The organism is Plantactinospora mayteni (assembly GCF_016862935.1).
In the GTDB taxonomy this organism is placed as follows: Bacteria; Actinomycetota; Actinomycetes; order Mycobacteriales; family Micromonosporaceae; genus Plantactinospora; species Plantactinospora mayteni.
Window position 1 is genome coordinate 15,786 of sequence record NZ_BONX01000080.1, and the last position, 14,931, is coordinate 30,716.

Genomic DNA, 14,931 nt, shown 5'->3' on the forward strand with positions numbered 1-14,931 from the left:
AGGGTGGGGGCCCGGGAGGCTGTTGGACCGGCATCCGCCGCGCGTCGTGACACCGGAGGGTTGGCGTGGAATTTCGGCTGCTGGGTCAACTGGAGGTGGTCAGCCACGGTCAGGTGCTACGGCTCGGCGGTGCCAAACGCTCCGCCCTGGTGGCGGCTCTGCTGCTCCGCGCCAACCACGTGGTGACCGTCGGCCAGCTTGACGAGGCGCTGTGGGCGAAATCGCCGCGCGCCGCGGAGTCCAACCTGCGTACCTACGTTGCCGGACTGCGCGCCCTGTTCCTCGACGCCGGGGAGGCCGGATCCCGCGTCTCGACCGACCAGCATGGATACCGCCTGGAGGTGAGGACCGGCGAGCTGGATCTGACCAGTTTCGAGGAGCTTGCCGCCGAGGGGGAGCAGGCGCTCGTCCGGGTCGATACCGCCACCGCGATGCGCCGCATGCGCAGTGCACTTGATCTGTGGCGTGGACCTGCGCTGGCGGGGCTGACCGGCGGGCCCTACCTCGCGGTGGAGGTCGATCGGCTGGACCAGCGCCGGCTGCACATCGTACGGCAGTGGGCCGATGCTGCCCTGGCCGAGCGCTGCCACGAGCAGGTAGCGGCGGAACTCGATCCGCTGCTGCGGTCGTACCCGATGTGGGAAGAGTTGTGGGCCCAGTTGATGCTCGCCCAGTACCGGTGCGGGCGGCGGTCGGCCGCGCTGGCCGCGTACCGTGCGGCCTACCAGGTGCTCACCCGCGAGCTGGGTGTCCTGCCGGGCCAGGCATTGCAGGACCTGCACCAGCGGATTCTCGCCGCCGATCCGACACTCGACCCGCCGCCCATCCGCGACTCGGTACAGGTCACGCTGCCGGTGCCACGGCAGCTACCGGCGGACATCGCCGCCTTCGCCGGACGTACCGAGTATCTCGCCGCGCTCGACGCACTGTTGGGAGCTCTCGACGGGGAACGGCCGGAGGCGCTGGTGATCGCCGTCCTGACAGGTTCTCCGGGAATCGGCAAGACCACCTTGGCGGCGCACTGGGCCCATCGGGTGGCCGAGCGGTTCCCGGACGGGCAGTTGTATGTGAACCTGCGGGGCTTCGACCCGGGCGGCGCGGTGGTGAGCCCGTACGACGCAGTCCGCGGCTTCCTGAACGCGCTGGGTATGCCGCCCAACCAGATCCCCGCGTACCCCGACGCCCAGGCCGCGCTATACCGCAGTCTGCTCGCCGGACGGCGGATGCTGGTGGTGCTGGACAACGCCCGGGACGCCGAGCAGGTACGTCCCCTGCTTCCCGGTACGCCGGGTTGTCTGGCAGTGGTGACCAGCCGCGACCAGCTCGCCGGTCTGGTCGCGGCCGAAGGGGCCCACCCGGTGACGGTGGACCTGCCCACCCTGGCCGAGGGCCGCCGGATGCTCGTCGACCGGTTGGGTGAGCGGCGGGCGGCGGCGGAACCGAACGCAGTGGACGAGATCATCGCCGGTTGTGCCCGGTTGCCGCTCGCCCTGGCGATCGTCGCCGCCCGTACGGGCAGCCGCCCTGACTTCCCGCTCGCCGCCATCGCCGCCGAGCTGCGTACCGCCTCCGGCAGTCTGGACCCGTTCGCCAGCGATGACCCGGCCACCGACGTCCGGGCCGTTTTCTCCTGGTCCTACCACGCTCTGTCGGCTCCGGCAGCCCGGGTGTTCCGGCTGCTCGGCCTGCATCCCGGCCCGGACATCGCCGCACCGGCCGTGGCCAGTCTCGTCGCACTTCCGGTCGACCGGGTACGCCCGCTGCTGGGAGCGCTGGCCAAGGCCCATCTGCTCACCGAGCGCGTACCCGGTCGGTACGCCTTCCACGACCTGCTGCGCACGTACGCCGCCGAACTCGCCCACGCCCTCGACCCTGCGGCGGACCGGCGCGCGTCGCTGACCCGGCTGCTCGGGCACTACCTGCATACCGCGTACACGGCCGGGTTGCTGCTGAACTCCACCCGGGAGCCGATCACGCTGCCCCCACCGCCGTCGGGCGTCACGCCCGAGCCGCTCACCGACGGCCCGGGGGCGGTCGCCTGGCTCACCGCGGAGCATCGGGTGTTACTGGCCGCCACCCGGTGGGTCGCCGAGCATCGCATGGATGATCATGCTGGGCCGTTGGCCTGGGCGCTGTCGGACTTCTTCCAGCGCCAGGGGCACTGGCTGGACTGGGTCGCCAGCGAGCAGGTCGCGCTGACCGCCGCGCGACGGCTCGGCGATCGGGTCGGGCAGGCTGATGCACATCGCGGCCTCGGCTTCGCCTACGCCCGGCTCGCGCGTCACCAGGACGCGCTCGACCAGCTCGAACACGCCCTCGACCACTACCGTGCGCTCGACGACCACATCGGACAGGCGAACACCCACCACGGCATCGGCTGGGTGCTGGAGCGGGAGGGCCAGCACCACGGAGCACTGAGCCACAGCCAGCGGGCGCTCGACCACTTCCGGCAGGCGGATGACCGGATCGGGCAGGCCAGAGCCCTCAACAGTGTCGGCTGGTGCCACACGCTGCTCGGCAACCACCGGCCAGCGCTCACCCACTGCCACGCGGCACTCGTCATCCAGCGAGAGCTGGACGACCGGCGCAGCGCGGCCAGCACCCTGGACAGCCTCGGCTACATCCACCACCAGCTCGGCGACCACGCTGCGGCCATCGATCGCTACCAGGAGGCCATCGAGCTGTTCCGGGAGGAGGGCGACCGGTTCCAAGAGGCCGAAGCCCTGCACCACCTCGGCGACACTCACCTCGCGCGGGGCGACCAGGACGCGGCCACCGCCGCCTGGCGGCGCGCCCTGGCCCTCCTCGCCGAGCTCGGCCATCCCGATGCCGGCACGGTCCGACAGAAACTCGACGCCTGACTTCCCGCGCAAACGAGTCGCCCGCCGTCCCGGGTGATTCCCTTCGCATGCCGCCGGTGCCCGTGCGGACCTGTGCGGAAAATGTGCGGTCGGTTGGCACTCTCGTTGCTGCCCGTGTCAGGACCTGCGCCGACGCCGGCCGGGCTGGATGCCGACGGCGCAGCGGAGGGCACGATGACATTCTGGGCCGGAACCACCGGTTGGTCGATGACACTTGTGGCGGCACTCGTGATCGGCTCCGCCGCGCCACCGGGTCGGCTGTCGGGGCCCGCCGCGCACACCGGCGGGCCCGCGCCGCTGTCTGCCGTACCGGCGGCCGGAGCCACGCCCGCAGGTGGTGCCGGCGGCGCGACCGAGGCCGCCCGGGCGGCCAATACGGCGCGCCTTACCGGTGTGCCGGTGGAGATCGTCGGTGAGCGTACTGAGACGTCGCGGGTCTTCGCGAACCCGTCTGGTACCCGTAGTCTCGAACAGTACGTGCTGCCGGTTCGGGCCCGCCGCGACGGGCAGTGGGTGGCGATCGACACCCAGTTGGTCCGGGACGCGGACGGGCGGGTGGCACCGGCGGCCACCCCGATCGGGCTGCGACTCTCCGGAGGCGGGTCCGGCCCTCTGGTCACCGCCGAGCGGGACGGTGCCGAACTCGCGCTCTTCTGGCCGGAGGCACTGCCAGCGCCGGTCCTGGCCGGCGACGTCGCGACGTACCCCGAGGTGCTGCCCGGGGTGGACCTGCGGGTGCGGGTCAACCCGCTGGGCTTCTCACAGGTCCTCATAGTGAAGAACGCGGAGGCGGCACGGAACCCGGCGCTGCGACGGATCCGGTTCGGCACCCAGACCCGCGGGTTGACGCTGCGGGCGGGCGCGGACGGCAGCAGCGCAGCCGTGGACTCGACCGGTCGTCCGGTCTTCACCTCAGCGCCACCGCTGATGTGGGACAGCACCCCGGCGCCGGCCGCCGAGTCAGCCACCCGGGCCAGCGGCGCCGAGCCCGCCACTCGGGCGAGTGGCGCCGAGCCGGGCGGCGCAGTCGGGCCGGAGCCGTCGACGGCGGGCCGAAAGCGGGTGATGGACCTGGAGGTGAACCCGGGCGAGCTGGTGGTCGTCCCGGACCGGGAGTTGCTGACCGGGGCGGACACCCAGTACCCGGTCTACCTCGACCCCGCGTACAGCGCCGCCCAGTACCGGTGGACGATGGTCAACGCGGATGCCGGCGGCACCGCGTACTGGGTTGACGACCACTACCGGGAGGACATGCGGGTCGGCGCGGTGTACGGCCTGGCAGCCAGCGAAAACGGTCCGTGGCGGACGTTCTTTCAGATGCGGGTCGCGAGGCTGCCCGGCGCGACGGTCTCCCGCGCCTGGGTCTCGATCTCGATGACCCACAGCGCGAGCTGCTCGGATACCAGCGTCGAGCTGTGGCAGACCAAGTCGATCGATCCCGCTGTCGCGCTGACCTGGAGCAACAGCGGAAACCACTGGCTCGGCGGCAAGGCGCTCTACACCAAGGCGGGGAAGGCCAACAAGTCGGCCTGCGGCCAGCCGCCAATGCTGATGGAGTTCGGGCTCGATCCGGACACCATCACCCCGGTGGTGCAGCAGGCGGTTCGGGGCCCCAACGGACCACAGGAGGCGGTCACCTTCGGGCTCCGCATACCGGGCGCTTCCGAAGGCAGCGGCACCTACTGGAAGCGGTTCGACCCGTCCACCGCCCGGCTGAACATGGAGTACGACACCCCGCCGGAGAAACCGACCGGTGTCTCCACGGTGCCGCCGACCCGGTGCGGCACCGCCGCCGCCCCGACCGTGCTGAACACCGCCACCCCGAGCTTGTCCGGGGTCGGCTACGACCGGGACGGCGACAACCTCACCAACGAACTGGAGATCCTCTCCGGGGAGACGGTGCTTACCACCGTCAGCGCGTCCGGCACCCCCGGTACGGTGGTGCGCTGGTCCCCGGTGCCGGCCGGGACCCTGCCCACCGACTCGCCCGGAACAGTCTTCAGCTACCGGGTCCGCAGCAGCAGCGCCGGCCTGGCCGGCGAGTACGGCGACCGCTGCTACTTCACCGTCGACACCGCCCGGCCAGCCCCGCCAACGGTGTCGTCGACCGACTATCCGGGCCCGACCCCGGTCGTCGCCGTCGGCGAGGCCGGTACGGTGACCTTCGGTCCGGGCAGGGCGGAGACCGATGTCTCCGGGTACCGGTACGGCTTCAGCCCGGACATCACCACCATGTGGGTGGCCGCCGGGGCGGACGGGCGGGCCAGTGTGCCGATCACCCTGTGGCCCTCGGGGCCGGGCGAGACCGGCGACATCCGTCGGACCCTGTACGCACGTGCGATCGACCGGGCCGGCAACAGCAGCCCACTCAGCCCCGCGTACGAGCTGGTCGCGCGGGCGCGGACCGTGTCGGACCCGCCGGTGCGGGGCGACGTCAACGGCGACCGGCTCGCCGACGTGACGACCCTGGTGGACCACGGGTACGGCCGGACCGCGGTGTGGAACCTGCTCGCCGCGCCGGATGGCTTCCACCCCGGCTACTACATTGGCTGGGACACCGACACCAGCGGGGGTTTCCCCGCCGACCTGGTTCGTAGCGCGGCCGGCGACTTCGACGGGGACGGGCGCACCGACCTGGCGATCTTCCGGGAGGACGCCGACGAGATGGTCCGGCTCTTCCTGCTCCGCTCCGACGGTAACCGCTTCTCGGCGGCGAGCGAGCCGGTGTGGACCGGGGGCGGCTTCCGGCTGAGCCACCTGAAGGTGGTCGCCGGTGACTTCGACGGCGACGGTGACGATGACCTGGCCGCGTACCAGGGGCTTGCCGGCAACCAGGTCAAGCTCTGGACGTTCCGCTCGGACCGGGTCGGCTTCGCCGCTCCGGTGGTGCACTGGGACAGCGGTGCGGGCGGGCCCGGGCTGGCCGGCGCCAATCTGGTCGCCGGCGACTTCGACGGCGACGGTGTCACCGACATCGCTGACGTGCACGACTCCGGCGGCGACCGGGCGCGGCTGATGGTGCACGCCTCCGCCGCTGGGGCGTTCGGTGCTCCGGTACAGCGCTGGGACAGCGGTGCCGGCGCCCTCGACGCCGGGCGGGCCCGGTTCGTCGCCGCGAACGTGGATGGGGACGCGGCGGGCCTGGCTGAGGTGGTCGCGCTCGTCGACGACGGCGCCGCGACCGCCCGGCTGGTCACCATCGCCAACCAGGCCGGTACATGGACGGCGGCCACCTGGTGGAGCAGTGGCGCGGGCGGGTTCGACGCCACCCGAGGCACCCTGGCCGCCGGTGACTTCGACGGGGACGGACGGGCCGACATCGCATCCCTGTACGACATCGGCGGCGGTACCCGGCGCCTCGTAACCTTCCCGTCGACCGGTACTGGCTTCGCCGAGGCGCGGACCAATTGGGAGGGGTACGTCAGCGACGCCACGCCGACCCTGCATCTCGACCTGGGCCGAAAGTACCGGATCTACCCGGTGCACAGCGGCAAGTGTCTCGAGGTACCAGGTGGGAGCACGGCCAACAACGTGGTGATCGACCAGCGGGACTGCGTCGGTACGGCTGCCTGGGAGCAGTTCAGCTTCGAACAGGCAGGCGCGTCGCCGTACTTCCACATTCGGACGGCGGCCGTGAAGTGCGTGGACCTCAAGGATTGGAGCCTGCTCGACAACACGCCGGTGTTGCAGTACGACTGCCCCGCCCCCGGCGTGACGAAGCCGAATCAGCAGTTCCAGCCGGAGCTGGTGTCGGGCGGCGGATACGCCCCTGTGGTGCAGCTCCGGGTACTGCACAGCGACAAGTGCCTCCGGGTCAGCGGCGGCAGCCTGGCCAACGGGGCGCAGATCGTGCAGGCGCCCTGTGCGGCGACGCCCCCGCCGGAGGCGCAGTTCACGCTCCAGGTGGAGCCGTGACGGTAGCGCGGCGGACGGCGCGACGGCGGTGGTTGTGGTGACCGCCGTCGCGGCGGCGGTGCTGCCGGCCGCGGCAGGGCGAACTACCGCAACCTGACGATCACCGGCATGCGCTCCGGTGGCCCACCCCAACCGGCTGGTGACCCGCCGCCGGCCCGTGCCGTTCACCTGGTCCATTCTGGGCGGTCGCGGCCGGCGGCGGCACCCTGGGCAGCACCCTTGCCGGCACCGGCGCGCTGCCGACCCGGTCGGTGAGGCTGGCCGGGCTCACCGACGCGGGCCGCGCCCCGTGCGCGATTCCCGACGGCGACCAGCGGCTGCGTAACCAACTACCATAACTGACGGAACCCGAGGCGCGAAATGGCGATCCATTGTGTGCGGAGAATGTGCGGCGCGGTCGACAGACTGACAGCTGTCTCTATCTCCGGATCTCGTGTGCCGGATCCAATTGACGCCCGGAGCGCCGCTCTCGATGATGCGGCCCTTCGATTGCTCGGTTGGGTCCGGCCCACGTCGTCCACGTCCCGGGAGCGGCACCTATGAGAACTCGGTCACGATTCCGGACCAGGCGTTCCCGCCTTGCCGGCCCGGTGGCGCTGGTCACCGCAGTCTCGCTGGTCACCATCCTTGTCGGTGACCTACCGGCGCAAGCGGCGGTGGCATTCACCTGGACCACCTCGGCACCACCGGAACGCTCGGTACCAGGACGGGACGCCGGGACACATCCGCTGGCGCCGGACCCGGCCGAGGAGAAGGCCGTCCGGGCAGCCCCGACGGTGTCCTGGCCGGCGCCGGGCCGGGCTGTCGTCGACCTGGCGGCGAGGTCGTCGGCCCCCGCCGGGGTGGCCACCAACCGCGTCCGTGCCGGAACGCTGCCGGTCTATCTCGGAGCCGCCGCTTCGGCCGATCCGGTGGGCGGCGCTCCGATCGGGTCAGCCGGGTCGGCGGAAGCGGAGGCACCCAGCGCCGACGCCGCCAGGCCGACCCGGGTCGAGGTGGCCCTCCTCGGCCGGCACGACGACGGGCTACTGCTGCAGGTGCGTCGCGCCGACGGCGCGACCGGGCTGGGGCGGGTCTCGATGGAGGTGGACTACTCAGGGTTCCAGGCCGCTTTCGGCGGCGACTGGGCCACCCGGCTGCGGCTGGTGCGGTTGCCGCAGTGCGCCGAGTCAACCCCGGCCGCGCCGGAGTGCCAAGGCACGCCGGTGGCCACCCGCAACAACGGCTCGGGGCGCCTCAGCGGCGACGTGCCGATCGGTGGCACGGAGTCCGGCCTCTTCGCGGTGCAGGCCGCCGCTGCCGGCACCGCCGGCGACTTCGGCCAGAGCCCGCTCTCCCCGTCGGCGAGCTGGCAGGTTGGTGGATCGTCCGGCGACTTCAGCTGGCAGTACGAGATGCCCGCGCCGCCGTCGCTCGGTGGGCCGGCGGCGCAACTGGCCCTGGCGTACTCCTCGGGGAGCGTGGACGGCCGCACCAGCGGTACCAACAACCAGCCGTCCTGGGTGGGCGAGGGATTCGAGTTTTCCCCGGGCGGGTACGTCGAACGGCGGTATACGCCCTGCGCGTCGGATATGAAGAACGGTGCCAGCAACACCACCAAGACCGGTGACCTCTGCTGGGGCACCGACAACCTCACCCTGGTGCTGAACGGCCGGGGCGGCGAACTGCTGTACAACAGTGAGACGAAGCGCTGGCACATGCGCAGCGACGACGGGTCCAAGGTGGAGCGGCGTACCGACGTCAGCCTCGGCAACGGCGACAACAACGGCGAGTACTGGGTGGTCACCACCCGGGACGGCACCGAGTACCACTTCGGCCGGAACAAGCTGCCCGGCTGGACTAGCACCGCAAACGCCCAGACCCTGTCGACGTGGACGGTTCCGGTGTTCGGCAACCACGTCGGCGAAGAGTGCCGCGGATCGACCTTCGACACCTCCCACTGTCAGCAGGCGTGGCGGTGGAACCTCGACTACGTCGTCGACCCGCACGGCAACACCGCCAGCTACTTCTACAAGCAGGAGAAGAACTACTACGCGCGGAACATGACCGCGACCAAGGTCTCCTCGTACGTCCGCGGCGGCTACCTCGACCACATCGAGTACGGGCAGCGCTCCGACGCGGTCTACACCTCGCCCTGGGTCGGCCGGGTGCTGTTCGAGGCCGCCGACCGGTGCATCCCGAACACCACCTGCGCCAAGTCGTCACCGAGCAACTGGCCGGACGTGCCCTGGGACCAGGACTGCGCCAGCAGCACCAACTGCACCAACAAGTACAACCCCAGCTTCTGGACCCAGAAGCGGCTGAAGAAGGTCATTACCCAGGTCTGGGGCGGCACGGCACCGCGCAACGTGGACTCCTGGGAGCTCACGCACACGTACCCGGACCCGGGGGACGGTACGAGGCCACGGTTGTTCCTGGCCTCGCTCCGGCATTCCGGCCTGGTGAACGGCGAGCAGCGGCTGCCGGCGGTGGACTTCAGCGGCGTACAGATGAACAACCGGGTGGACGGTAACGACTCCATCCCGCCGATGAACTGGTGGCGGCTGCAGTCGATCCGCTCGGAGAGCGGCGGCGACATCGCGGTCACGTACTCGCCGAAGGAGTGCGTGTACGGGTCGACCCTGCCGACTCCGGAAAGCAACGGCAGGCGCTGCCATCCGTTGCGCTGGACTCCGCCGGGCCTGACCGAGCGGACCGACTGGTTCAACAAGTACGTGGTCACCAAGGTCGTGGAGAGCGATCGGACCATCGGGTTCGCCCAGGAGGTCACCGATATCGAGTACGTCGGCGCACCCGCCTGGCGGCACGACGAGGAGGACGGGCTGGTTCCGGAGGACCGCAAGACCTGGAGCCAGTGGCGCGGCTACGAGCGGGTTCGGGTACGCAAGGGGATTGCGAACCAGGTCCGGTCGCTGACCGAACTGGTCTACTTCCGGGGCATGGACGGCGACAAGGCCAGCCCCGCCGGTGGTGTCAAGCGGATCGACGTGGTCGACTCGACACAGACTCCGTGGCCGGACACCGACCAGTTCGCCGGCACGCCGCGCGAGGAGATCACCTACACCGGCGACGGCGGCACCATCCTGAACCGCTCCATCACCGATCCGTGGCTTTCCCCGGCGACCGCCACCCGGGTCCGCCCCTGGGGCACCACCACGGCGCACAACGTGCAGCAGAAGCGGGTGGTGCAGGGCGAGGCGGCCGGTGGCCAGTGGCGGGAGACGGCGACAACGCACACGTACGACACCGACGGCACTCTGCTGGCGGAGCAGAACCAGGGCAACGTGGCCGACCCGAACGACGACACCTGCACCCAGTACACGTACGCCCGCAACACCACCGCCTGGCTGATGGAGCCGGTGGCCCGGAAGCGTACGGTGGTGGGCGACTGTGCCCGGGAACCGACCTCGGCCGAGGACATCATCTCGGACGAACGGTTCTACTACGACGGGAACGACACCCTCGGTGCCGCGCCGGTCCGGGGGGCGGTCACCCGGCGGGAGGAGTTCTCCGGCTGGTCCGGTGGCACCACGACCTATCTCACCACCCTTCGGGCCCGATACGACCAGCACGGCCGGGTGGCAGAGCGGACCGACGTGGTCGGTGCGCGGGAGACGGTCACCTACACCCCGGCCACCGGTCCCACCACCCGGGTCAGTTCGACCAACCACCTCAACCAGACCACCACGACGGAACTGGAACCGGCCTGGGGGGAGGAGGTGTCGGTCACCGCACCCAACGGCGCGCGCACCGTGGCCGAATACGACCCGCTCGGCCAGGTGGTCAAGACCTGGCTGCCCGGCCAGGACCCGGACACCCCCAGCTCCACGTACGAGTACCAGACGAACAACGACCGGGCGAACGTGGTGACCGTCCGCACGCTGGAGTCCGACGGTAGCTACCGCACGGAGTACCAACTGCTGGACGGGAAGATGCGGCTGCGTCAGACCCAGGCGCCCTCGCCGCAGGGCGGCCGGGTGATCACCGATGTCGAGTACGACGCCCGCGGGATGAAGGTGGGGGAGACCGAGCCCTACTACAACGACGCCCCACCGGGCGACACCCTCTTCGCCCCGGACCAGGCGCTGCTGCCCGGCCAGACCGTGACCGTGTACGACGGCGCCGACCGTCCCACCGCCGAGATCTTCCTGTCGTACGGAGTGGAGAAGTGGCGGACCAGCCACGTCCACGAGGTCGACCGGCAGCACACGACACCGCCGGCCGGGCAGACCCCGACCACCCGGATCCTGGACGTGGAGGGTCGGATGGTGGAGCTGCGCCAGTACAAGGGCGCCACCACCAGCGGCGAGTACGACGCCACGAAGTACACCTACAACCGGGATGGCCAGCCGGAAACGGTCACCGACGCGGCGGGCAACGTCTGGCGGTTCGGCTACGACACGCGGGGCCGGAAGATCCGTACCGAGGACCCGGACCAGGGGGTGTTGACGTACACGTACAACGACCGTAACGACCTCGTCAGTGAGACGGACGCCCGCGGCGTGACCCTGTGGTATGAGTACGACATGCTGGGCCGCAAGACGGCGCTGCGCCAGGACTCCGCCACCGGCCCGAAGCTCGCCGAGTGGACGTACGACAAGCTGCTCGACGGCACCCCCGCCCCCGGCCTCCAGGCCAGCGCGACACGGTACGTCGACGGCGCCGGGTACACCACCGCGATCACCGGGTACGACGCGGGCAATCGACCCACTGGCCGGACCGTCACCATTCCCCAACGGGAGGGGGCGCTTGCCGGGACGTACAAGTTCGACACCACGTACCGGTCCGACGGAGAGGTCGACACCACCACCCTGCCCGCCGCTGGTGGGCTGCCGGCGGAGACGTTGCGGTACGGCTACAACGCGCTCGGGATGCCCACCACCCTCTCCGGCGCGACCAACTACGTCACCGAGACCATCTATTCCGCCTACGGGGACGAGGAGGAGATGACGCTCTCCGCTGGCGGCAAGTCGCTGCGCCGGTCGTTCCGGTACGAGGCTGGTACCGGCCGACTCTCCCTGGCCGAGACGCGTCGGGAAATCGGCCCGCAGCTGATCGCCAGCGTGTCGTACGGCTACGATGCGGGCGGCAACGTGACGCGGATCAGCGACACCCCGGACCCGGCGACCGGGGTTGCCGCCGACACCCAGTGCTTCCGGCACGACTACCTGCGCCGACTCGCCGAGGCGTGGACGCCGGCCTCCGGAGACTGTGCGACGGCCCCGACCGCCGCCGGGCTGGGCGGGGCCGCGGCGTACTGGCACTCGTGGACCTTCGACAAGGTCGGCAACCGGCTCTCCGAGACCCGGACGGCGACGGACGGGTCCAAGACCACCAGCACGTACGGCTACAACCCGGCCGGTGGGGCACAGCCGCACGCGCTGCGCTCGGTGGCCACCACCGACGCGGCCGGCACCAAGGTCAACGAGTACGACTATGACGCCGCCGGCAACCTGACCTCCCGTACTCGCGCCGGCGTCGGGCAGACCCTGGAGTGGAACGCCGAGGGCCGGCTGGCGAAGGTGACCGAGAACGGCAAGGTCACGTCGTACCTGTACGACGCGGCGGGCGACCGGCTGATCCGCCGCGATTCGACCGGTACCACCCTCTACCTGGGCGAGACCCAGCTCAAGCTGGACACCAGCAGTGTGGTCACCGGTCTGCGATACTACACCCACGGTGATCGCGCAGTGGCGATGCGCAACGGCCAGACCGGCAAGGTGACCTGGCTGGTCTCCGACCATCACGGTACGGCCGAGCTGGCCGTCGACGAGTCCAGCCAGTCGGTGACCCGGCAGCGTCGGGACCCGTACGGCGGCACCCGCGGTCCGGGTGACCCGAACCTGGCCGGAGACCGCGGGTTCGTCGGCGGTACGAACGACCCGTCCACCGGCCTGACCCACCTGGGTGCCCGGGAGTACGACCCGACAACCGGCCGGTTCATCTCGGTGGACCCGGAGATCAGCTACGACGATCCGCAGACCATGCACGGGTACGCGTACGCCAACAACAGCCCGGTCAGCTTCACCGACCCGGACGGCCGGGCGTACGTCACGAAGCGGGTGGTCAGCTACAAGACGGTCTACCGTACGTTGATCAAGAAGGTCACCCGCATGATCCGGGTCCTGATCGTCCTGCGGATCATGATTCGCGTGCTGAGCCTGTTCGGCCTCTTTTTCCCCAAGTTCGCGTCGATCGCCTACTACGTCACCAAGATCATCGTCCGGTACATCAAGGTGCTGGAGAAACGCATCGTCAAGATAATCCAAAAGATCCGGGTCTGGGTGAAGGATGAACCCCGCAAGGCCAAGGCGCTCCTACGCAAGATGGGCAAAGAGCTCGATCAGATTAGTCGGTTCTTGCAGCAGCAGGTCGAGGCGGCTCAGCGAACCTTCCGGAAGCTGTCAGGAATGTTTTTCCGCTCCCTCTGGAACGGCATGCTGACGGGTGCGCAGAAGGGCCTCGGGTGGCTCGCCCGATTCCGCACGCCGTTTGCCTCCAAAATCAACCGATTCGAGTCCGACATACTCGGCAAGGGGGTGGACTGGCTGACCCGAGCCAGCGGCGGGGAGTGCAACACCCAGCACGGCATGCGGGTCTGCTGGGGCGGCTGGGTACCGTACGGCGGGAGTGGCACCACCTACGGCGACACGTTCCGGTCCCAGGACGGAAATGTCGACCGTGACCTGATGGACCACGAGAAGGCGCACCGCAAGGATTGGCGGCGTTACGGCGCGATGTTCGGCCCGATGTACCTGCTGGAGGCGCTGCGCGGCGGGGGCAACCCGTGCAAGAACAGGTACGAGGAGTCGGCCAACTGGGGCAAGGGAAACTACGACCAATGCTGACCTGGCCAAGGCGGACCCGACGACGAGCCGCCGTCATACTGCTCTGGCTGTGCTGCCTCAGTCTCACAGCCGCCCACTGCGACAGCGGTCAGGTCGAGGACGTCCTCGGCTACGTCGAAATCGACGGCCGCCCGGTGGTCTACGCGCCGCTCTGTCCCGACGACGAGGTCCGGGGCGTACGGGTCTACACCGCCCCGGACCCGAAACGCGGCGGCGACTTCGTTCCACTCTGGGAGGCCGAGGGACCGACCACCGACGACGTGCGGCGCGGGCTGTTCGTCCTCGGCGATGACCGTCAGTTCAGCACGGTGACCCGGCCACCGCCGGCCAGCTTTCCGCTCAGGCTGTCGGTGCATGCGGACACCGGGCACGACCGGTCCGTTGGCGAGGCTCGTGAGCGACCGGCCGACCTGCCCCGGTACCCGGCGGGAACCCCGCTGGCGGAGCTGACGTTCGACACGAAGCGTGGCCCCAGGTCCGCCGCCCAACTCCAGGAGGCATTGGAGAGCCAGCGCGCCTGCGTGCGAGGCGGCTGACGGGCCGCACCACTGGAACCACGAACAGGCTGTGCCGGCAGCGACGGTGCCGGCACAGCCTGTTCGTCATTCGTTGGATCGCGAGGGCGTGTCCCCCGGCCAGCGGCAGTACGAGCATGGCCGGCACCGTGCCGAGCAGTTCGGCGACGGCCGGGGTGGCGACCTCGCGTTCCGTGCAGGACAACGAGGAAGAGCGAGACCTGCATTGTCCAGGTCGATCCCGCCCACCGCCGGAGTCGGTGTGGCCAGCGTGGGCGCGGGTGACGCCGTAGCCGTAGTGGCGCTCGATCCAGGTCAGGGTGGTGTGGCGTAGCCAGTGGGTGGAGATGCCCTGGGCGGCCACCCACCCACGGGAGGTGTTCGCCGATGCGTTTCCATAGGTGGTCGTAGCGGCGGCTGGTGATCGGCCGACCGTTGCGGTAGCGGAGCAGCCGGTCGGTGGGCAGTACCGCGCCACGGGTGCGGGCGTGTTCGTCGAGGTGGGCGGCCAGGTGGAGGGTGATCGGTTGCCAGCGCAGGGTGGCGCCCTTCTCGGTCAGTCGCACCTGTCCGCGGTCGGTGTCCAGGTCGATCAGCCGTAGCCCGAGCGCGTCGCCACGGCGGCAGGCGGTTTCGGTGTGCAGACGTAGTAGAAGGGCGTCGAGGATGACGTCGTTGCCGCTGGTGTGAGCAGCGAGGTTGATCTCTTCGAGTTCGTCGGGGGTCAGTGCGCGGCGGGTGCTCGGTAGGCGGCGGGGCTTGATCACCCGGTGGGCGGGGCTGGCGGCGGCG

General features: G+C 70.4%; 4 protein-coding genes and 1 pseudogene. 4 read left to right on the forward strand and 1 reads right to left on the reverse strand.

Going from position 1 to position 14,931, the window contains the following annotated elements; translation table 11 throughout:
- Positions 1-65 precede the first annotated feature (65 nt).
- The 4 genes from Pma05_RS40855 (at position 66) to Pma05_RS43255 (ending at position 14,160) form a co-directional block, all read left to right on the forward strand.
- A complete protein-coding gene (locus Pma05_RS40855) occupies positions 66-2,861 on the forward strand; it encodes an AfsR/SARP family transcriptional regulator (RefSeq protein ID WP_203862916.1) in 2,796 nt (931 codons plus the stop codon).
- 174 nt (positions 2,862-3,035) lie between these two features.
- Positions 3,036-6,776 carry an RICIN domain-containing protein gene (locus Pma05_RS43695; protein WP_203862917.1) on the forward strand — a complete coding sequence of 1,247 codons (3,741 nt, stop codon included), beginning with the start codon at positions 3,036-3,038 and terminating at the stop codon, positions 6,774-6,776.
- A gap of 539 nt (positions 6,777-7,315) precedes the next feature.
- Positions 7,316-13,624 (forward strand): RHS repeat-associated core domain-containing protein, encoded by a 6,309-nt coding sequence (locus tag Pma05_RS40865; protein WP_203862918.1) that lies wholly within the window; start codon positions 7,316-7,318, stop codon positions 13,622-13,624.
- Positions 13,618-14,160 carry a hypothetical protein gene (locus Pma05_RS43255; protein WP_239314166.1) on the forward strand — a complete coding sequence of 181 codons (543 nt, stop codon included), beginning with the start codon at positions 13,618-13,620 and terminating at the stop codon, positions 14,158-14,160. The genes Pma05_RS40865 and Pma05_RS43255 overlap by 7 nt, the downstream gene beginning before the upstream one ends.
- Positions 14,161-14,576: 416 nt before the next feature.
- Here Pma05_RS43255 and Pma05_RS43260 read toward each other — a convergent pair.
- Positions 14,577-14,906 (reverse strand): annotated as a pseudogene (locus Pma05_RS43260) (tyrosine-type recombinase/integrase); the annotation flags it as partial.
- Between the last annotated feature and the right edge of the window lie 25 nt (positions 14,907-14,931).